24 protein-coding genes are annotated in these 19,547 nt (G+C 69.1%); 20 read left to right on the forward strand and 4 right to left on the reverse strand.

Features of this window, described 5'->3' with window-relative positions:
* Positions 1–113: 113 nt before the first annotated feature.
* Both miaA and dapF read left to right on the forward strand, forming a co-directional pair.
* On the forward strand, positions 114–1,130 hold the full coding sequence (gene miaA / locus ACM2XV_RS04185; protein WP_344773024.1) for a tRNA (adenosine(37)-N6)-dimethylallyltransferase MiaA: 1,017 nt from the start codon (positions 114–116) through the stop codon (positions 1,128–1,130).
* Positions 1,043–1,924, forward strand: coding sequence for a diaminopimelate epimerase (gene dapF, locus ACM2XV_RS04190; RefSeq protein ID WP_344773022.1), 882 nt, complete (start codon positions 1,043–1,045; stop codon positions 1,922–1,924). The genes miaA and dapF overlap by 88 nt, the downstream gene beginning before the upstream one ends.
* A gap of 4 nt (positions 1,925–1,928) precedes the next feature.
* Here the strand turns inward: dapF and ACM2XV_RS04195 are convergent, their stop codons facing one another.
* On the reverse strand, positions 1,929–2,546 hold the full coding sequence (locus ACM2XV_RS04195) for a class I SAM-dependent methyltransferase (protein ID WP_344773020.1): 618 nt from the start codon (positions 2,544–2,546) through the stop codon (positions 1,929–1,931).
* A gap of 45 nt (positions 2,547–2,591) precedes the next feature.
* Here ACM2XV_RS04195 and hflX point away from each other — a divergent pair, with 45 nt between their 5' ends.
* Entirely contained in the window at positions 2,592–4,139 is a 1,548-nt protein-coding gene (hflX, locus tag ACM2XV_RS04200) for a GTPase HflX (protein ID WP_344773018.1), read from the forward strand.
* A gap of 5 nt (positions 4,140–4,144) precedes the next feature.
* A complete protein-coding gene (locus ACM2XV_RS04205) occupies positions 4,145–5,119 on the forward strand; it encodes a methylenetetrahydrofolate reductase (protein ID WP_344773016.1) in 975 nt (324 codons plus the stop codon).
* A 23-nt stretch (positions 5,120–5,142) separates the two neighbouring features.
* Here ACM2XV_RS04205 and lexA read toward each other — a convergent pair whose 3' ends face one another.
* Positions 5,143–5,844: a transcriptional repressor LexA gene (gene lexA, locus ACM2XV_RS04210; protein ID WP_487026064.1), complete on the reverse strand. Its 702-nt coding sequence runs from the start codon at positions 5,842–5,844 to the stop codon at positions 5,143–5,145.
* Positions 5,845–6,071: 227 nt separating this feature from the next.
* Between lexA and ACM2XV_RS04215 the strand changes: the two genes are divergently transcribed.
* From ACM2XV_RS04215 to ACM2XV_RS04240, 6 genes are all read left to right on the forward strand, one after another.
* A complete protein-coding gene (locus ACM2XV_RS04215) occupies positions 6,072–6,458 on the forward strand; it encodes a LysM peptidoglycan-binding domain-containing protein (RefSeq protein WP_344773012.1) in 387 nt (128 codons plus the stop codon).
* Positions 6,459–6,521: 63 nt separating this feature from the next.
* Entirely contained in the window at positions 6,522–7,646 is a 1,125-nt protein-coding gene (locus ACM2XV_RS04220) for a histidinol-phosphate transaminase (protein WP_487026065.1), read from the forward strand.
* A 4-nt stretch (positions 7,647–7,650) separates the two neighbouring features.
* On the forward strand, positions 7,651–8,259 hold the full coding sequence (hisB, locus tag ACM2XV_RS04225) for an imidazoleglycerol-phosphate dehydratase HisB (RefSeq protein ID WP_344773008.1): 609 nt from the start codon (positions 7,651–7,653) through the stop codon (positions 8,257–8,259).
* A complete protein-coding gene (hisH, locus tag ACM2XV_RS04230; protein ID WP_487026066.1) occupies positions 8,256–8,906 on the forward strand; it encodes an imidazole glycerol phosphate synthase subunit HisH in 651 nt (216 codons plus the stop codon). Before hisB ends, hisH begins: the two co-directional genes overlap by 4 nt.
* A 42-nt stretch (positions 8,907–8,948) precedes the next feature.
* Positions 8,949–9,695 carry a bifunctional 1-(5-phosphoribosyl)-5-((5-phosphoribosylamino)methylideneamino)imidazole-4-carboxamide isomerase/phosphoribosylanthranilate isomerase PriA gene (gene priA / locus ACM2XV_RS04235; protein ID WP_487026067.1) on the forward strand — a complete coding sequence of 249 codons (747 nt, stop codon included), beginning with the start codon at positions 8,949–8,951 and terminating at the stop codon, positions 9,693–9,695.
* Positions 9,679–10,461, forward strand: coding sequence for an SseB family protein (locus ACM2XV_RS04240; protein ID WP_487026068.1), 783 nt, complete (start codon positions 9,679–9,681; stop codon positions 10,459–10,461). Before priA ends, ACM2XV_RS04240 begins: the two co-directional genes overlap by 17 nt.
* Before the next feature lie 10 nt (positions 10,462–10,471).
* Here the strand turns inward: ACM2XV_RS04240 and ACM2XV_RS04245 are convergent, their stop codons facing one another.
* Positions 10,472–11,359: a hypothetical protein gene (locus tag ACM2XV_RS04245; RefSeq protein ID WP_487026069.1), complete on the reverse strand. Its 888-nt coding sequence runs from the start codon at positions 11,357–11,359 to the stop codon at positions 10,472–10,474.
* 87 nt (positions 11,360–11,446) lie between these two features.
* A complete protein-coding gene (locus tag ACM2XV_RS04250; RefSeq protein WP_344772998.1) occupies positions 11,447–11,782 on the reverse strand; it encodes a DUF1844 domain-containing protein in 336 nt (111 codons plus the stop codon).
* Positions 11,783–12,086: 304 nt separating this feature from the next.
* Here ACM2XV_RS04250 and infC point away from each other — a divergent pair, with 304 nt between their 5' ends.
* From infC to ACM2XV_RS04300, 10 genes are all read left to right on the forward strand, one after another.
* Entirely contained in the window at positions 12,087–12,719 is a 633-nt protein-coding gene (infC, locus tag ACM2XV_RS04255) for a translation initiation factor IF-3 (RefSeq protein WP_344773303.1), read from the forward strand.
* A gap of 4 nt (positions 12,720–12,723) precedes the next feature.
* Positions 12,724–12,918, forward strand: a complete 195-nt coding sequence (gene rpmI, locus ACM2XV_RS04260; protein WP_344772996.1) for a 50S ribosomal protein L35 — start codon at positions 12,724–12,726, stop codon at positions 12,916–12,918.
* Positions 12,919–12,949: 31 nt separating this feature from the next.
* Positions 12,950–13,333 (forward strand): 50S ribosomal protein L20, encoded by a 384-nt coding sequence (gene rplT, locus ACM2XV_RS04265; protein ID WP_344772994.1) that lies wholly within the window; start codon positions 12,950–12,952, stop codon positions 13,331–13,333.
* Positions 13,334–13,409: 76 nt separating this feature from the next.
* Positions 13,410–14,210, forward strand: coding sequence for a TrmH family RNA methyltransferase (locus ACM2XV_RS04270; protein WP_344772992.1), 801 nt, complete (start codon positions 13,410–13,412; stop codon positions 14,208–14,210).
* Positions 14,211–14,261: 51 nt separating this feature from the next.
* Complete coding sequence (locus ACM2XV_RS04275) at positions 14,262–15,053, forward strand: amino acid ABC transporter ATP-binding protein (protein WP_344772990.1); 792 nt, start codon at positions 14,262–14,264, stop codon at positions 15,051–15,053.
* 29 nt (positions 15,054–15,082) lie between these two features.
* Positions 15,083–15,946, forward strand: a complete 864-nt coding sequence (locus tag ACM2XV_RS04280) for a glutamate ABC transporter substrate-binding protein (protein WP_344772988.1) — start codon at positions 15,083–15,085, stop codon at positions 15,944–15,946.
* Between the two features lie 8 nt (positions 15,947–15,954).
* Positions 15,955–16,602 (forward strand): amino acid ABC transporter permease, encoded by a 648-nt coding sequence (locus tag ACM2XV_RS04285; protein ID WP_344773301.1) that lies wholly within the window; start codon positions 15,955–15,957, stop codon positions 16,600–16,602.
* A complete protein-coding gene (locus tag ACM2XV_RS04290) occupies positions 16,599–17,420 on the forward strand; it encodes an amino acid ABC transporter permease (protein ID WP_344772986.1) in 822 nt (273 codons plus the stop codon). The genes ACM2XV_RS04285 and ACM2XV_RS04290 overlap by 4 nt, the downstream gene beginning before the upstream one ends.
* Positions 17,421–17,431: 11 nt before the next feature.
* The gene (pheS, locus tag ACM2XV_RS04295) at positions 17,432–18,472 is read left to right on the forward strand and encodes a phenylalanine--tRNA ligase subunit alpha (RefSeq protein ID WP_487026070.1); all 1,041 of its coding nucleotides are present in this window, start codon (positions 17,432–17,434) and stop codon (positions 18,470–18,472) included.
* Positions 18,472–19,547 (forward strand): phenylalanine--tRNA ligase subunit beta (locus ACM2XV_RS04300; RefSeq protein ID WP_487026071.1); only part of this gene is annotated, 1,076 nt, incomplete at its 3' end. The genes pheS and ACM2XV_RS04300, both read left to right, overlap by 1 nt.

The raw sequence follows: 19,547 nt of genomic DNA on the forward strand, positions 1-19,547 counted from the left end.
GGGGCGGCGGGCGCCGTCTCCCTCGGCATGCCGACCCTGCGCCCCCTGGGCGAATCGACGATCGCAGTGGCGACCTCGCCGATCTACGACCCGAACGACGAGTTGCGCTGAACGTGACCGGCGCGCCGCTCCTCGTCATCGTCGGCGCGACCGGCACCGGCAAGTCCGAATCGGCGATCCGCACCGCCGAGCTGTTGCGCGCACGCGGCGAGACGGCCGAGATCGTCAACGCCGACGCGATGCAGCTCTATCGCGGTATGGACATCGGCACGGCGAAAGTGCCGGAGGCCGACCGGCGGGGCATCCCACACCACCTCTTCGACGTTCTCGACGTCACCGACGAGGCGAGTGTTGCGGCGTACCAGCGCGACGCCCGCGCCGAAGTCGAGGCGATCGCGGCGCGCGGCGCTGTTCCGATCCTCGTCGGCGGCTCGGGACTCTACGTCTCGAGCGTGATCTACGACTTCCGCTTCCCCGGCCGCGATCGCAAGCTGCGGGCGCGCCTCGAAGCAGAGCTCGACGAGCACGGGCCCGGCCTCCTGTTCGCACGGCTCAAGGCCGCCGACGCCGAAACCGCGGCGAAGATCGACCCGGCCAACGGCCGCCGTATCGTGCGCGCGCTCGAGATCCTCGAGCTCGCCGAGCGCGGGCACGGCGCCGCCCTTCCGGCGTCGCCGAGGCTGTGGCGTCCCTCGGTCCTGATCGGCCTGTCGACGCCGCGCGAGCTGCTGGTCGGCAGGCTCGACCGCCGCGTCGAGCAGATGTGGCGCGCGGGCCTCGTCGCCGAGGCGGACCGGCTGCGAAGCGCCGGCATCGAGCGCGGCGTGACGGCATCCCGCGCGATCGGCTATGCACAGGCGCTCGCGCAGCTGCGCGGCGAGCTCACCGAGGCCGAGGCGATCGCCCAGACGCAGGCGCTGACCCGCCGCTACGCGAGGCGCCAGGTCAGCTGGTTCAAGCGCTACGAGCACGTGACGTGGATCGACACCGAGGCGGGGGATGCCGCGAGCAGGGCCCGCCTCGCCGTCGATAGGCTGATCGAATGGCGGTCAAGCTCCACTTCAGCAAGGGTCACGGCACCGGGAACGACTTCATCCTCTTCGCCGACCCCGATGGCTCGCTCGACCTGACGACCGACCAGATCCGGGTGCTCTGCGATCGGCACTTCGGGATCGGCGCAGACGGTGTCATCCGCGCCGTTCGCTCCGCGAACCTCGACGCCGGCGCTGCCGCACTGGTCGAGAACCCGGGCGCCGAGTGGTTCATGGACTACTACAACGCCGACGGCTCCGTCGCCGAGATGTGCGGCAACGGCATCCGCGTGTACACCGAGTTCCTGACGCGCAGCGGCCTTGCCGAGCTCGCCCATGGCGAGATCCTCGCAATCGGAACGCGCGCGGGCGTGCGCGACGTGCAGCGCTCAGCGCTCGGCTATCAGGTCGACATGGGGCTCTGGTCGACCGACGACGACGAGCCGCTGGTCAGCGCGAAGGGGCTCAAGGTGCCGCGGCCCGGCCTCAGCATCGACGTGGGGAACCCGCACGTGGTCGTGGCGCTCTCCGACGACGACGAGCTCGACGGCCTCGACCTGGCCTATGTTCCGGTCATCGACCCCGAGCCGGTGTACGGGGCGAACGTCGAGTTCGTGGTGCCGGGCGACCCGCTCATCAGAGACGGCGTGGGGCACATCAGTATGCGGGTGCACGAGCGCGGTGTGGGCGAGACGCTCTCGTGCGGCACCGGAACCGTCGCCGCCGCTCTCGCGATCCGGCACTGGGCAGGCGACCGCGCCCCTGACGACTGGCGCGTGTCGGTTCCGGGCGGCACGGTTGCGGTGCGGATGTTCCCCGGCGAGGACGGCGAGCATGCCTCGCTCTCGGGTCCGGCCGAGCTCGTGTTCGACGGCGAGGTGACGCTCGCCTGACCGCTCAGTCGGCGTGATGTCGCACGCGCAGCACGCGGAAGCCCTTGCTGGTGGCTGCGCGGGTGGTGCCGAACGGCGTGGGGAGCGACGACTCGAGCCAGCGCTGCAGAGAGTCGGAGCCGAGGTTCCGCGCGACGACGAGCCAGGCATCCGACCCCGGCTCGAGTCGCGGCAGCCACGTCTGCAGGAGGCTGTGCAGCTCGTTCTTGCCGACCCGGATCGGCGGGTTCGACCAGATGGTCATGAACGACACTGCTGCGGGAACATCCTCGGGGCGCACGGCGTTGACGTTGCTGAGTCCGAGTTCGGCCGCGTTGCGGCGCACCAGGTCGAGGGCGCGCTCGTTGACGTCCACGGCCCAGACCGTGGCGTGCGGCGAGGCGAGCGCGAGTGACAGCGCGATCGGACCCCACCCGCACCCCAGATCCAGAAGATCGCCCCCCGGCGGCGGTGTCGGCGTGTTGGCGAGCAGCACGGCGGTGCCGGTGTCGACGTGGTCGGGGCTGAACACCCCGGCGCCGGTGGTGACCGTCAGCTCGCGCCCGGCGAGTCGCACCTCGATGGGCCTCAGCTTCGGGTCGCTTCCCGGTGACGCGCTGAAGTAGTGGTCACCGGAAGACATGTCAGAAACGTACAGCACCGACAGAAGTAGAGTTAATCCTCACATATGACCTCAGATCACACCGCCTCCTCCGGCACCGAGACGCACGCCGACGACGACGTCGTCGCACGGGTGCTCGCGAACGCCGACTCCAAGGCGGCCGGGTACTCCCTCTTCGGCCAGCGAGCGCAGGCATTGCAGACGGGGGATGCCGCAGGCTTCGGCGACACCGACGGCGAGCAGTTCGACCGCGACGAGCGCGCGGCGCTGCGCCGTGTCGGCGGCCTCTCGACCGAGCTCGAAGACGTCACCGAGGTCGAATACCGTCAGCTGCGGCTCGAGAACGTCGTCCTCATCGGCGTCTATTCGGGCGGTTCGCTCGAAGACGCCGAGAACTCGTTGCGCGAGCTCGCAGCACTCGCGGAGACCGCCGGCGCGGTCGTGCTCGACGGGCTCCTGCAGCGGCGCCCGCACCCCGACCCCAGCACGTATCTGGGCCGTGGCAAGGCTGAGGAGCTCGCCGCGGTCGTCGCCCACCTCGGCGCCGACACGGTGATCGCCGACACCGAACTGGCCCCGAGCCAGCGTCGTGCGCTCGAGGACGTGGTGAAGGTCAAGGTCATCGACCGCACGGCGGTCATCCTCGACATCTTCAGCCAGCACGCCAAGAGCCGTGAGGGCAAGGCACAGGTCGAGCTGGCACAGCTCGAGTACCTCTTGCCCCGACTGCGCGGCTGGGGCGAGTCGATGAGCCGCCAGGCGGGCGGCCAGGTCGGCGGCGCGGGCAACGGCATGGGAAGCCGCGGACCCGGCGAGACGAAGATCGAGCTCGATCGGCGGCGCATCCACTCGCGCATGGCCAAGCTGCGCCGGCAGATCAAGGAGATGAAGCCCGCGCGCGAGGCGAAGCGCGCGAACCGCCGGCGCAACGAGGTGCCGTCCGTGGCCATCGCCGGCTACACGAACGCGGGGAAGTCGAGCCTGCTCAACCGCATCACGCGCGCGGGAGTCCTGGTCGAGAACGCGCTCTTCGCGACGCTCGATTCCACCGTGCGTCGTTCTCAGACGGCCGACGGGCGCCCCTACACGCTGGCCGACACCGTCGGATTCGTGCGCAACCTGCCGCACCAGCTCGTCGAGGCATTCCGGTCGACGTTGGAAGAGGTGCAGGACGCCGACGTCATCGTCCATGTGGTCGACGCCTCGCATCCCGATCCCGCAAGCCAGCTCCAGACGGTGCGCGACGTCATCGGTGAGGTCGGCGCCGGCGACATCCCCGAGCTCGTCGTGTTCAACAAGGCCGACCTCGTCGACGGCGACACTCGGCTCGTGCTGCGTGGCCTCGTACCCGGTGCCGTCTTCGCGAGCGCTCGCACAGGGGAGGGCATCGACGAGGTGCTCGCGCGCATCGCCTACCTCATCCCCGACCGCTCCGTCCCTGTCGAACTCCTCGTCCCCTACGACCACGGTGAGGTCGTCGCCGCTCTGCACGATCATGGCCGGGTGACGGCGCTTGAGTACACCGAGCAGGGAACGCGTGTCTCCGCACTCATCGACCCGAGCAGGCTGGCGCCGTTCGAGCCGTATCGGCTGCAGGCGGTGGGCCACGAGTGAGGCGCGTGCCGTTCTCGTTTGAGCTGCACCCTGCGCGCTCCCCGCAGATCGCCCGGCAGCTGCCCGACCGCATCGCTCGGCTGGTGGCCGCCGGCCCTGAGTTCGTGTCGGTCACCTACGGCGCGGGCGGCTCGTCGCAGGATGCCTCGCTGGACGTTCTCAAGCACGTGATCGAGCACCACCCGCAGGTGCGCACGATGGCGCACCTCACGTGCGTGGGCTCGACGGTGCAGGCCGCTCACGACACGGTGCGGACGTTCATGGATGCCGGGGTGCACAGCTTCCTCGCCGTACGAGGCGATCTGCCGGCCGGCTCGCCACCTGACGCGTTCCCCGGCGACATCCGCTCGGCGGCGGAGCTCGTGCAGCTGATCCACGCCGTGCAGAGCGAGCGACGCCCCTGGCGCGAGGTGGCGATCCCCGGCACGCCGGGCATCATGCTCGACCGTGACGGGCGCGAGCGCATCGCGATCGCCGTGGCGGCGTTCCCCAACGGGCATCCGTCGTCGCGCTCGTGGCAGCAGGACATCGACACTCTGCTCGCGAAGCAGGCCGCAGGCGCGAATCTCGGGATCTCGCAGATGATCTTCCATGCCGACGACTACTTCCGCATGGTCGACGCCGCCCGTGCCGCCGGCGTCGAGTTCCCCATCCTTCCAGCGATCACGCCGGTGACGACCCCGGCCGGACTCGCTCGCAATCTCGAGCTCTCAGGCGAGCGTGCGCCCGAGGCGTTCGCCGCCGCCCTCGCCGCCGAGCAGAACGAAGCGAGACGTCGTGAGATCGGAGTGGACTTCGCCGCGGACCTGACGCGCCGGCTGCTCGACGGCGGCGCGCCGGGAATCCACCTCTACACGCGCAACATGCACGAGGTGCCGCTGGCGGTGCTCGCGCGCGTCGGCCTCATCGATGAGGCGCGCTTCGCCCAGCTCATCGCTCCCGATTTCACCGGTGCGACACCGGTCGAAGAGCCCGCCTGAGCGGACTCTTCGGGCCCCATGCGTCAGACGGCGCGCAGAACGGCCACGACCTTGCCCAGCACCACGGCCTGGTCGCCCATGATCGGCTCGAACGCCGAGTTGCGCGGAAGCAGCCACGTGTGACCATCGCGCTGCCGGAACACCTTGACGGTGGCTTCGCCGTCGAGCATCGCGGCGACGATGTCGCCGTTGACCGCGTCCTGCTGCTGGCGCACGACCACCCAGTCGCCATCGCAGATCGCTGCGTCGATCATCGACTCGCCCGCGACCTTGAGCATGAACAGGTCGCCGTTGCCGACGAGCCGGCGCGGGAGCGGGAAGACCTCTTCGACCTGCTGGTCGGCCGTGATCGGTACGCCGGCGGCGATGCGGCCGACGAGGGGCACCAGCATCGCGTCGCCCACGGGCGCCTTGGTCTCGAAGTCGTCGGTCTGCTCGGTCGGTGACGGCGGGTCGATCAGGATCTCGAGCGCTCGCGGCCGGTTCGGGTCACGGCGCAGATAGCCCGAGAGCTCGAGCTGGTTGAGCTGGTGCGTGACGCTCGACAGTGAGGCGAGGCCGACCGCGTCGCCGATCTCACGCATGCTCGGCGGGTACCCGCGGGCAGCCAACGACTTCTTGATGACGTCGAGGATGGCGAGCTGCTTGTCGCTGAGGTTCTTGCGGCGCCTGGTGCGCCGTTTGGGCGAAGCGCCAGTGTCTTTGGCGACTGCATCTGTGGTCACGTGAATCCCCAATGTCGGTGGTCCCTGGTTGCATTTCGACCAGTGAGCCACACATTAGCGGCAATCCCCCTCTGTATAGGGGATTTGTTCGAGCGACTCGCCGAAACCGGTGGATAACTTCGCTAGAGACGTGGGACTTGCGCCATAGACAGATCGAAGATAGCTTCGGAATGGTTCGAAAACTCGAATATGCGTTCCGAACCTGGTGACGAAGGTAGAGGTCCACGATGAGCACCATCACTGTGCAGATGTCCGGCGCGGCAGGGCGCCGTCCCGCTCCGTCGGCTGGGGTCGCCCGTTCCCACCTGCGCCTCACCCGCCGCGGTCGCGCGCTGCTTGTCGCTGTCGTCGCCGCTCCCGTGCTTGCCGTGACAGTGTGGTTCGGGCTGAACGGGGGCGGCGCGGCAGCCGACGGTCACTCCGCCGCCCGTCCCGCAGCGGTCGAGCAGGTGACGGTGGCGCAAGGGCAGTCGCTGTGGCAGATCGCGGTCGAGGTCGCACCTCACGACGATCCGCGTGACGTCGTCGCGGCGATCGTCGACATGAACGGCCTGCAGAGTTCCGTCCTGACCCCGGGGCAGACGCTCGCGATTCCCTCGCAGTACTCGAAGTAACGCGCCCCAGCCGGCGGTCCAGGCGACTCAGAGCGCGTGATGCGCCCCGCCTACGATGGATGAGTGACGTCACTCTCCGAGCTGCCGATTCGAGACGACCTGCGCGGGCGCGAGCCCTATGGTGCGCCGCAGAGGCACGTGCGCGTCGAGCTCAACGTGAACGAGAACACCCACCCGATCCCCGGCGATGTCCAGGCGGACGTGCTCGCCCGATTGGCCGAGGCGGTCGCGGGCGCGAATCGATACCCCGACCGTGAGTTCGTCGAGCTGCGGTCGGCTCTCGCCGCCTACCTCGGGCACGGCCTGACACGCGATCACCTGTGGGCCGCGAACGGCTCGAACGAGATCCTGCAGCAGCTGCTGCAGGCGTTCGGAGGCCCGGGGCGCAGGGCGCTCGGCTTCGCCCCGACCTACTCCATGTACCCGCTGCTGGCATCCGGAACCGGAACCGAATGGGTGGCGGGCGACCGCGATGCCGATTACGAACTGTCCGCAGCGCGCGCGGCCGACTGGGTGCGGCGAGTGCAGCCCGACGTCGTCATTCTCTGCTCGCCGAACAACCCGACCGGGACTCCGCTCTCGCTCGACGTCATCGAGTCGGTGTACGACGTCGCACGCGGGATCGTGATCGTCGACGAGGCGTACGCCGAGTTCTTCCCGGCCGGCGAGCCGAGCGCTCTGACGCTGTTGCCGGGCCGTGAGCGCCTGGTGGTCTCGCGCACCATGAGCAAGGCCTTCGCATTCGCGGGCGTCCGGCTCGGCTACCTCGCGGCGGATCCGGCGATCGCCGATGCGCTGCGCCTCGTGCGCCTGCCGTACCACCTGTCGGCCCTCACGCAGGCGGCCGCGCTCGGAGCCCTGGCCCACTCGGGCGAGATGCTGGCCATGGTCGATGAGATCAAGGTGCAGCGCGACCGGATCGTCGACGGGCTGTCGGCCCTCGGCTACCGGCCCTATCGCACCTGGAGCAACTTCGTGCTCTTCGACCGGGTGGAGAATCCACGCGAGGTGTTCGACGAGCTGCTGGCCGAGGGCATCATCATCCGCGAGATGGGAATCCCGCACAGCTTGCGCGTCTCCGCCGGCACCGAAGCCGAGACCGGCGAGTTCCTCGCTGCGATGGCGCGCTACGTCGAGCGTCACGGCAGGCCACACACGGCGGCGTCCGAGCAGTCCCCGGTAGGCTGACGCCATGACCGCAGGCCCCCGCACCGCCTCCATCACACGCGAGACGAGCGAGTCGCGCATCGAGCTGAGCCTCGATCTCGACGGTTCCGGGCACAGCGACATCCAGACGTCGGTGCCGTTCTACGACCACCTGCTCACCGCGTTCGCGAAGCATTCCCTGACCGACCTCACGGTGCGGGCGAGCGGCGACACCGACATCGATGTGCACCACACGGTCGAAGACACCGGCATCGTCCTCGGGCAGGCGATTCGACAGGCGCTGGGCGACAAGAGCGGCATCGGCCGGTTCGGCGACGCGGTCGTCCCGCTTGATGACGCGCTCGTGCAGGCGGTGGTCGACGTTTCCGGCCGTCCGTACCTCGTCCACTCCGGCGAGCCCGCCGGGTTCGAGCTGCATCTCATCGGCGGCCACTTCACCGGGTCGATGGTGCGCCACGTCTTCGAGGCGATCGCGTTCAACGCAGCGCTGACCGTGCACGTCCGCGTCCTCGACGGGCGCGACCCTCATCACATCGCCGAGGCCGAGTTCAAGGCGTTCGCCCGCGCCTTCCGGCAGGCGAAGGCGTTCGACGCGGCCGTGAAGGGCATCCCGTCCACCAAGGGCGCACTGTGAGTCGCCCCGGCGGGCGCCCGACCGTCGTCGTTCTCGACTACGGCAGCGGCAACGTCCACTCCGCGGCGAAGGCACTCGAGGCTGCCGGCGCCGAGGTCACGGTCACGCGTGAGCGACAGGCCGTGACGGATGCCGACGGGCTGCTCGTTCCGGGCGTGGGTGCATTCCGGGCGGTCGTCGAGCAGCTGAAGGCGGTGCGCGGTGACGAGCTCATCGAGCGGCGACTCGCGGGCGGCCGCCCCGTGCTCGGCATCTGCGTCGGCATGCAGGTGATGTTCGAGCACGGCGACGAGCGCGGCACCGATACCGATGGGCTGGGCGAGTGGCCGGGCGAGGTCACCGAGCTCGACGCCCCGGTTCTGCCCCACATCGGCTGGAACACCGTCGATGCACCTGAGGGCTCGGTGCTCTTCGCCGGTCTCGAAGACGAGCGCTTCTACTTCGTGCACTCGTACGCCGCGCAGGGCTGGACGCTTGAGACCCAGCCCCCGTTCCCCGCACCGCGGGTGACCTGGGCCGAGCACGGCACCCGGTTCGTCGCCGCCGTCGAGAACGGTCCGCTGAGTGCGACGCAGTTCCACCCCGAGAAGTCGGGTCAGGCGGGCATCCGCCTGCTCGCCAACTGGGTCGAGTCGCTGCGCAGCTGACCCGCGCCCGCATCTTCTGCACCGCACCGAGAGAGACCCTGAATGACCGACTCCGCCCCCGCGCCCGCCCTCGTCCTTCTCCCAGCCGTCGATGTGGCCGGCGGTCAGGCCGTGCGCCTCACGCAGGGCGCGGCGGGCAGCGAGACGAGTTACGGCAGCCCGATCGAGGCGGCGCTCGACTGGGCGCAGCAGGGTGCCGAGTGGATCCACCTCGTCGATCTGGATGCTGCCTTCGGGCGCGGTGAGAACCGCGGCGTCATGCGCGAGGTGCTTCGCGAGGTCCACGGGGTCAAGATCGAGCTGTCGGGCGGCATCCGCGACGACGCCTCGCTCGAGCACGCGCTCGAACTCGGTGCAACGCGCGTGAACCTCGGCACGGCCGCTCTCGAGAACCCGGAGTGGGCCGACTCCGTGATCGCCTCATACGGTGAGGCGATCGCGGTGGGGCTGGACGTGCGCGGCACGACCCTCGCTGCTCGCGGCTGGACGCGCGAGAGCGGCGATCTGTGGGAGGTGCTGGACCGCCTCGAGGCGGCCGGCTGCCGCCGCTATGTCGTCACCGACGTCACCAAGGACGGCACTCTGCGTGGGCCGAACGTCGAGCTCCTCGCCGAGCTTGCGGCGAAGACCGACAAGCCAGTCGTCGCGTCGGGCGGCATCTCGAGTTTGGACGACATCGCCGCGCTGCGCGCACTCGTGCCGAATGGCGTCGAGGGGGCGATCGTGGGCAAGGCGCTGTATTCGGGCCGCTTCACTCTGACCGAGGCGCTGCGTGTCGCAGGGGCCTGAGGCGCACACACCGCGCGGCGCCTCTGACTCCGCGGGCCAGCCGTGGGCGGGCCGCAGCTTCACCCCCAACACCGCGGCAGGCGATGACGGGTCCGCAGACCCGACGCTCCTGGCCGCGTTGAGCGGATTCCGCGGCGGAACAGCCGGGCCAGAAGCCGTCGTCGAGGCTTTCCGCTCGGCGCGACTGCTCATTCCGCTGCTGGCGCACGCGGGAGACGTCGGCACGGCGCCCGATGGCCACCTCGTCGACAAGACGCAGGAGCTCTCGATCGTGACCGTTGCGGGCCCGGACGGCCGCAAGGTGCTGCCCGCCTTCACCTCGGTGCAGACCCTCGCCGCGTGGGACCCCAAGGCGCGCCCCGTGCCCGCGGCCGGTCCGCGCATCGCCCTGGCGGCGGCGAGCGAGCAGACCGAGCTGATCGTCATCGATCCGGCGAGCCCGACCGAGTTCGTGTTGCGCCGCCCCGCCGTCTATGCGCTGGCGAGCGGCGGTGACTGGACGCAGCCCGACCGCGATCCGGCGGTGCGGCAGGCGTTCGAACAGGCGCTTTCCGGAGAGCCCGACGCCCTGGGCGTCGAGCTTGTGGCGGGCGACCCGGCGCAGCGTCTTGCCGCCGCCGAACTCGTCGTGCGCCTGCGCCTGCGCGACGGATTGAGCCAGCAGCAGCTGGGGGAGCTGGCCGCTCGGGTCTCGGCACGATGGGCTGCCACCGAGGCCATCGCCAACGGGGTCGACTCGCTCGCCCTGCAGCTGCTGCGCGGCTGAGTCGGTGCGCCTAGTGCCGTGCGTGCGCCGACGCGGACGTGGTCGGTGCGGGCGTCGGCGAGCTCGGTGAGCCGGTCGGACTGGCCGAGAGCGTCGGTGCGGGGGAGGCGGACGGGCTCGCCGCGCGGCCCGACGGGGCGGAGCCGCTCGGCAGAATCGGCGACAAAGCGCGCGGTGCGCTCGAGGGCGACGGCACGGGCGCGGACGATCGCGGCTCGGAGGAGCGCGACGGCGCGGACCAGTCCACCCCTGCGAGCGCGGTGCGCGCGAGAGCCTGCCTCAGGGCGGCGCTGTGCTTCGAGTCATCCGTCGACATCACGACATCGAGATCGCCCGACGCGAGATTCCAGGTGTAGGGCACGGTCACGCGCACCGAGGTCACGCCGGGAACGGAGGAGGCGACCATCACCGCATGCGACACCGCTTCCACCGTCGAGCGCGGAACGGGCGTATCGAAGGCGTTCCGGTACTCGATGACGGATGCCGCATGGGCGCCGTTCGCCGGAAGGGACAGCTCGAGGTTGACGCGCCCGTTCTGCAGCTCCTGGGTCATCGCGTAGACGACGTCGGCGCCCTCGTCGGCGGTGGACTCCGGAGTCATACCGACCGCGACGTCGTAGCTGACGGTCTTCGGTGCGGTCTCGGTGGCGACGGTGCTGGTCGCGGTGGCGACGCCGGGCATGGCGTTCAGCGCGGACACGACGCGCTGGAGGCTCGCCAGCTCGCCGGGCACGGGCGTCGCCGCCGCGTCGGGGGACTCGCCGCGCTCCAACTGCGAAGCGGATGCCTGCAGGTAGCGGTGGACCGCGACAGTGCTCAGCACGAGGCCGCCGGCGATCACGAGGGCGACGGAGCAGACGGCGGCGCCGAGCCACCCCAATGCCTGTCGCCTACCCACGTTCCCGACGCTAATGGCGGCGTCTGGGCAGAACCCGGACGCGAGCGCCGAAGCGCCTAGATATCGCCCAGGGGAACCCGGCGAGTCTCAGACGACCGAACCGGTCAGCTTCTCACCGGGGCCCTTGCCCGGCTCATCGGGGATCGGGGATGCCTCGCGGAAGGCGAGCTGCAGGGTGCGCAGTCCGTCGCGCAGCGGTCGCGCATGCTGATCGCCGATGTGCGGGGCGGATGCCGTGACGAGGCCTGCCAGCGCGTCGATCAGTTTGCGCGCCTCGTCGAGATCGAGATCGTCCGCGCCGTTCTCGGCGAGGCCGAGCTTCACGGCCGCGGCACTCATGAGATGAACCGAGACCGTCGTGATCAGTTCCGCGGCGGGCACTTCTGCGATGTCCCGGGTGGCATCCTCGACGTCGTCGCTCATGTCCCTGCTTTCGTGCGTGCTTCATGGGAGCCGTGGGGTCTGGTAGACTCGTTCACTGGCTCCGGTGTCTCAGTGCGCCGGAACGAAAGTGGAATTCTTTCCCACCCGCGTTGACCGCCTCATCAGGTTACCGGGTCGATACCCTCCGCCGGTTCTCCGGTCGGCCGGCTTGCCGGTTACAGGGCCACGGGCTCTTGGGGGTGTGCCGAGTGATTGCACGCGTGAGTGCGCGGGCGTCGCGGTGAAAGTCGTTCTCCTCTCGTTGCCCAGGCAGCCGGAAAACTCTCTAACAGAGGAGCTACGCATCAGCGATCCCCGTACCAATGACCGCATCCGCGTCCCCGAAGTGCGACTCGTCGGCCCCAGTGGCGAGCAGATCGGTGTCGTGAAGATCGAGGTCGCTCTGCGCCTGGCGCAGGAAGCCGATCTCGACCTCGTTGAGGTCGCCCCGAACTCCAAGCCGCCCGTGGTGAAGATCATGGACTACGGCAAGTTCAAGTACGAGGCTGCGCAGAAGGCCAAAGAGGCCAGGCGCAACCAGGCGAACACGATCCTCAAGGAGGTTCGTTTCCGCCTCAAGATCGACAAGCACGACTACGAGACCAAGATGAAGCGCGCCGTCGGCTTCCTCCAGGCGGGGGACAAGGTCAAGGCGATGATCCTCTTCCGTGGTCGCGAGCAGTCCCGCCCCGAGCAGGGCGTCCGTCTGCTCCAGAGATTTGCCGAAGATGTCGCCGAGTTCGGTTCCGTCGAATCGAACCCGACCATCGACGGTCGAAACATGGTCATGGTCATCGGCCCGCTGAAGAACAAGGCGGAGGCGAAGGCCGAGGCCAACGCGCGTCGCGCAGAGGCGAAAGCCGAATCGCGTGCGCAGGACACGAACGACTCGCCGGCTGAGGCAGCTCAGCCCGAGGCGACGAACGAGAAGGAATAAGAAGATGCCCAAGCAGAAGTCCCACTCGGGCGCCAAGAAGCGCTTCAAGGTCACCGGCAGCGGCAAGATCATGAAGCAGCAGGCCGGCATGCGCCACAACCTCGAGCTCAAGTCGAGCCGCCGTACCCGTCGCCTCAACGAGGACCAGGTCCTCCCGAAGAGCGACGCCAAGATCATCAAGCGCCTGCTCGCCAGCTGAGTCCGGCCCGAACGTCTAAGGAAGTAAAGAAATGGCTCGTGTCAAGCGCGCAGTAAACGCCCACAAGAAGCGTCGGACCATCCTCGAGCGTGCAGAGGGCTACCGCGGCCAGCGGTCGCGCCTCTACCGCAAGGCGAAGGAGCAGGTCACCCACTCGCTCGTCTACGCCTACCGCGACCGTCACGCTCGCAAGGGCGAGTTCCGTCGCCTGTGGATCCAGCGCATCAACGCTGCGGCCCGCCAGAACGGCCTGACCTACAACCGCCTCATCCAGGGTCTGAACCTGGCCGGCATCGAGGTCGACCGCCGCATCCTCGCCGACCTCGCCGTCAACGAGCCCGCCACCTTCGCGGGCCTCGTCGAGGCTGCCAAGAAGGCGCTCCCGGCCGACACGTCGGCTCCGAAGGCTGCGTAAGCATCCGTTCGCACAAGAGGCCCGGTCACCCACGTGGTGACCGGGCCTTTTTCGTGCAGTACCTAGACTTGAAGCCGTGCTCGACAATCCCCGCTCTCCGCGTGTGCGCGGCGTAGCCAAGCTCGCGAAGAAGTCCGCGCGTGCGGAGACGGGCATGTTCCTGCTCGAGGGCCCGCAGGCGGCGAGCGAGGTGCTCAGCTACCGGCCCGAACTGATCGTCGAGCTGTACGCGACCCCGACCGCGCTCGAGCGCTACACCGATATCGCCCAGACCGCCGTGGACGCGGGGGTGGACGTCGAGTTCGTCACCGAAGAGGTCCTGAACGCGATGTCCGACACCGTGACCCCGCAGGGCTTCGTGGGCGTCGTGCACCAGTTCCCGACCTCGGTGAAGGACATCTTCGCCGCTGAGCCGAAGCTCATCGCCGTGCTCGAAGAGGTGCGCGATCCTGGCAATGCGGGCACCATCGTGCGCGCGGCCGACTCGGCCGGGGCGGATGCCGTGATCTTCACCGGTCGCACTGTGGACCTCTACAACCCGAAGGTCGTGCGGTCGACGACGGGGTCGATCTTCCACCTGCCGGTCGCCGTGGGCGCGAGCCTCGGCGACGTTGTCGCCCGTGCTCGCGCAGCAGGCCTGCAGGTGCTCGCGGCAGACGTGAAGGGCGAGGACCTTCTGATCGCGCGCCGCGACGACCTGCTCGCGGCGCCGACGGCCTGGGTGTTCGGCAACGAGGCGCGGGGCCTCGCGGACGAGGATCTCGAGCTCGTCGATCGCGTCATCACGGTTCCGATCTACGGCCACGCCGAGTCGATGAACCTCGCGACGGCGGCTTCCGTCTGCCTCTACGAATCGGCCTTCGCACAGCGCAGCTGACATTCCCGACCCATGGTTGGCACATAGCTGGCTCATGGCTACATTGGGGCAATGGCGTCCGACAGCATTGCCGCACCCGTCACCTCGAACATCGCAGTGCGCCGCGGCGAGCCGCTCGTGGTGCTCGACCACGTCGACAAGCACTTCGGCGAGCTGCACGTCCTCAAAGACATCGAACTGACGGTGAACCGGGGCGAGGTCGTGGTCGTGATCGGGCCGAGCGGCTCGGGCAAGTCGACGCTGTGCCGCGCGATCAACCGGCTCGAGACCATCGACTCCGGCACCATCTCGATCGACGGCGTCCAGCTGCCGGAAGAGGGCGCGGCGCTGGCGAGACTGCGCGCCGACGTGGGGATGGTCTTCCAGCAGTTCAACCTGTTCGCGCACAAGAGCGTGCTCGAGAACGTCACGTTGGCGCCGATGCGGGTGAAGCGGATGCCCCGCCGAGACGCGGAGGCGAAGGCGATGGAGCTTCTGCAGCGGGTCGGGGTGGCCGATCAGGCGCGGAAGCTTCCAGCGCAGCTCTCCGGGGGCCAGCAGCAGCGGGTGGCGATCGCGCGGTCGCTCGCGATGAGCCCGAAGCTGATCCTCATGGACGAGCCGACGAGCGCGCTCGACCCCGAGATGATCAACGAGGTCCTCGATGTCATGGTCGGGCTCGCGAAAGACGGCATGACGATGATCGTCGTCACTCACGAGATGGGCTTCGCGCGCCGCGCCGCCGACCGCGTCGTCTTCATGGCCGACGGCGCGATCGTCGAGCAGGCGCCTCCTGCGGAGTTCTTCGACGACCCGCGGTCCGCGCGTGCCAAAGACTTCCTGTCCAAGATCCTGACGCACTGATTCACACGACCTCGCACAAGGAGAGTGAAATGAAACACATCAGGTATGCGGTTCTCACCGTAGCCGTGGCCGCGGCACTGACGCTGAGCGGCTGCACCGACAGCGCCACGCAGAGCTCCGACGGGCCGTCCGTCGCGAAGTCCGCGGACTTCCCGGCCGGCTCGACCATGGCCAAGCTGCACGACGCCGGCGAGATCACCATCGGCACGAAGTTCGACCAGCCCCTCTTCGGGCTGAAAGGCACCGGGGACCCCGAAGGCTTCGATGTCGAGATCGGGAAGCTGATCGCGGCCAAGCTCGGCATCCCGGCATCCGGTATCACGTGGAAAGAGACGGTGAGCGCGAACCGAGAGCCGTTCATCGAGAACGGCACCGTCGATCTCGTGGTCGCGACCTACACGATCAACGACGAGCGCAAGAAGGTGATCTCCTTCGCCGGCCCGTACTTCATGGCGGGCCAGTCGATCCTCGTGAAGGCCGATGACGACTCCATCACGAGCTCGGACGACCTCAAGGGCAAGCCGGTCTGCTCGGTCACCGGCTCGACCCCGGCGCAGAAGCTTGCCGAGATCGGCGCCGTTCCGAAGCTCACCGACGAGTACACGAACTGCCTCGAGCCGCTGCGCAGCGGGCAGGTCGTCGCCGTCTCGACCGACAACGTCATCCTCGCGGGCCTCTCGGCGCAGAACGAGGGCGAGTTCAAGATCGTGGGCAAACCGTTCACCCAGGAGCCCTACGGCATCGGCGTGAAGAAGGACGACGCCGACTTCCGCAACTTCATCAACGACGTGCTCGAGGACTCGTACAAGGACGGCAGCTACAAGAAGGCGTGGCAGGACACGGCGGGCAAAGAGCTGCCCTATGTCGACCCGCCCGCGGTCGACCGGTACTAGGGGCTGTCCTGGACGCGGTCTTCGGCAACCTCCCCGGCTACGCGCAGGGCTTCGGTCAGACGCTGCTCCTGTTCGTGGTCTCGGGGGTCGCCGCCCTCATCCTGGGCACGATCATCGCCATGCTGCGGATCAGCCCGGTGGCATCGGCGCGCGGCTTCGCGACGGTCTACACCGAGCTGATCCGCAACGTGCCGCTGCCCCTGGTGTTCGCGTTCTGCGCCTTCGTGCTTCCGTACCTCGGCTCCCGGCTGCCGTACCTCGTCGCGGCGTTCCTTGCCCTCGCCGTGTACACCTCGCCGTTCATCGCCGAGGCGCTGCGCAGCGGGGTGAACGGTGTGCCGGTCGGCCAGGCCGAGGCCGCGCGCAGCCTCGGGCTCGGCTTCGGCCAGACCGTCGGGCTGATCATCCTGCCGCAGGCGTTCCGCACGACGGTGCCGCCGGTGCTCAACGTGCTGATCGCGCTCGTCAAGAACACCTCCGTGGCGAGCGGGTTCTTCGTCGCCGAGCTGCTCACCTTCGGCAAGCAGCTGGCGAACGCCCGCGGCGATGCGGTGATCCCCGTGCTCCTCGGCATCGCCGTCTGCTATCTCGTGATCACCGTGCCGCTCGGCCTCGTCGCCGGGCGGCTTGAGAAGAAATGGGCGATCCGCCGATGACCGACGTGCTCTTCGACGCCCCCGGCCCCAAGGCGCGGGCCCGCTCTCGGACGCTGTCGATCGTGGGCGGCGTGCTGATCGCGGCCGTGCTCGGCTGGGTGATCTACACGCTCGCGCTGCCTCGCGAGTCGAGCGCCGGTGTCTCGCAGCCGGGAATGTTCGACGCGAGCCGCTGGGACATCTTCCGAGATCTGCAGCTCTGGCGCTCGGTGGGGCAGGGCGTCTGGAACACGCTGCGTGCCGCCTTCCTCGCCGCGGCGATCGCCGTCGTACTGGGTATGGCCCTCTCGCTGCTGCGCAGCGCGCGCACCGCATGGGTGCGCGTGCCGACGATCGTCTTCATCGAGTTCTTCCGCGGCATGCCGGTGCTGCTGCTGATGCTGTTCATCCTGCTCGCCGGCAGCACGGGGGAGTACTGGGCGGTGGTCGCCGCGCTTGCGCTCTACAACGGCACCCTCATCGGCGAGATCCTCCGCTCGGGCCTCGCCGCGCTGCCGGCCGGCCAGCGCGAGGCCGGGCTCAGCCTGGGGCTGCCACCGTTGCAGACACGGCTGCTCATCGAGTTCCCGCAGGCGTTCCGGCAGATGCTGCCGGTGATCGTGGCGCAGCTCGTCGTGCTGCTCAAGGACACCTCGCTCGGCTACATCGTCGGCTACCCCGAGCTGCTGCGCGTGATGCTCAACCAGATGAACGCCTACTACGGCAGCCGCTTCCTGTTCCCGCTCTGGCTCGTCACGGTCATCATCTATCTCGTGATGAACCTGAGCCTGTCGTGGCTCGCTCGCCGACTGGGCAGGGGGCCTCGAGCGCGCCGGTAGGCTTGTTACTCGTGTCAGACTCTCCCGAGCTCAACGAAGAGTCCGTCCGCGCCGCCGTCGACGCCGCCCTGGCGGCCGTTGCCGCAGCCGACGACTCCGCAGCCTTGAAAGACGTGCGCGCGCAGCACCTCGGCGAGCACTCGCCGCTCGCCCGCCTGAACGGCCAGCTGCGCAGTGTGCCGAACGATCAGAAGGCCACGCTCGGAAAGCTGGTCGGCGCAGCCCGCGGTCAGGTGAACCAGGCGTTCGCCGCGAAGGAGGCCGAGATCTCCGCTGCGGAAGAGCGCGCGCAGCTCGCGGCCGAGGCCGTCGACGTGACGGCTGTGGCTGTCCCGGGGCGCGTCGGCGCGCGGCATCCGCTCTCGCTCATCCAAGAGAAGGTGAGCGACATCTTCATCGGCATGGGGTGGGAGATCGCGGAAGGACCAGAGCTCGAGAACGAGTGGTTCAACTTCGACGCGCTCAACTTCGACGAGGACCACCCGGCGCGTGCCATGCAGGACACGTTCTTCGTCGAGCCCGTCGACAGCCACCTCGTGCTGCGCACGCACACGAGCCCCGTCCAGGTGCGCTCACTGCTCGACCGCGAGCTGCCGGTCTACATCGTGGCGCCCGGCCGGGTGTTCCGCACCGACGAGATCGACGCGACCCACCTGCCCGTCTTCAGCCAGATCGAGGGCCTCGCCGTCGACAAGGGCCTGACGATGGCGCACCTCAGGGGAACGCTCGAGCACTTCGCGCGCGTGATGTTCGGCGACGAGGCGAAGATCCGCCTGCGCCCCAACTACTTCCCGTTCACCGAGCCCTCCGCCGAGCTCGACGTCTGGCACCCGTCCGCCAAGGGCGGCGCGCGCTGGATCGAGTGGGGCGGCTGCGGCATGATCAACGCCAACGTGCTGCGCGCCGCCGGCGTCGACCCCGAGGTGTACACCGGCTTCGCCTTCGGCATGGGCCTCGAGCGCACGCTGCAGTTCCGCAACGAGCTGAGCGACATGCGCGACTTCCTCGAGGGCGACCTCCGCTTCTCGCACGCTTTCGGAATGGTGGTCTGATGCGCGTCCCACTCAGCTGGCTCGCCGAGTACGTCGATCTGCTTCCCGGCTCTACCCCTGAAGACGTCCATGCGGCGCTCGTCAAGGTCGGCCTCGAGGAAGAGGCGATCCACCGCTTCGAGCTGTCCGGCCCGATCGTGGTCGGCCAGGTGCTCGAGTTCGTCGAGGAGCCGCAGAGCAACGGCAAGACCATCCGCTGGTGCCAGGTCGACGTCGGCGAGGCGAACGGGGGAGTGCGCGGCATCGTCTGCGGAGCCCACAACTTCGCCCCCGGCGACAAGGTCGTCGTGACGCTGCCCGGCGCGGTGCTGCCCGGGCCGTTCCCCATCGCGGCGCGCAAGACCTACGGCCACGTGAGCGACGGCATGATCGCCTCGGGCCGCGAGCTCGGGCTGAACGACGAGCACGCCGGCATCCTGGTGCTGTCGACGCTCGGCCTCGACCCCGAGGTCGGTTCCGACGCGATCACGCTGCTCGGGCTCGACGACGCGGCCGTCGAGGTCAACGTCACGCCCGATCGCGGCTACGCGTTCTCGATTCGAGGCATCGCGCGCGAGTATGCGCATGCGACCGGCGCGGCTTTCCGCGACCCGGTTTCGCAGGTCGACGCGGATGCCCCGGCCGACGGTTTCCCGCTGGCGATCAGCGACGACGCCCCGGTGCGCGGGAACGTCGGCGCCTCCGTGTTCGTGGCGCGTGCCGTCGAGGGCGTCGACGCGACCCGCCCGACGCCGCCGTGGCTGGCGGCGCGGCTGCGGCTCGCCGGCATCCGCTCGCTCTCGCTGGCCGTCGACATCACGAACTACGTGATGCTCGAGTTCGGCCAGCCGATTCACGGCTACGACCTCGACAAGCTGAGCGGCGGCATCACGGTGCGCCGCGCCCAGCCGGGCGAGAAGCTGACGACGCTCGACGGGGTCGAGCGCGAACTGCACCCTGAGGACCTGCTCATCACGGACGACTCGGGTGCCATCGGCCTCGCCGGTGTGATGGGCGGCGCCGAGACCGAGATGTCGGGAACGACGACGCGCGTGCTCGTCGAGGCGGCGAACTTCGACCCCGTGTCGATCGCCCG

It is taken from the genome of Gryllotalpicola sp. CP2-P1 (assembly GCF_057512245.1).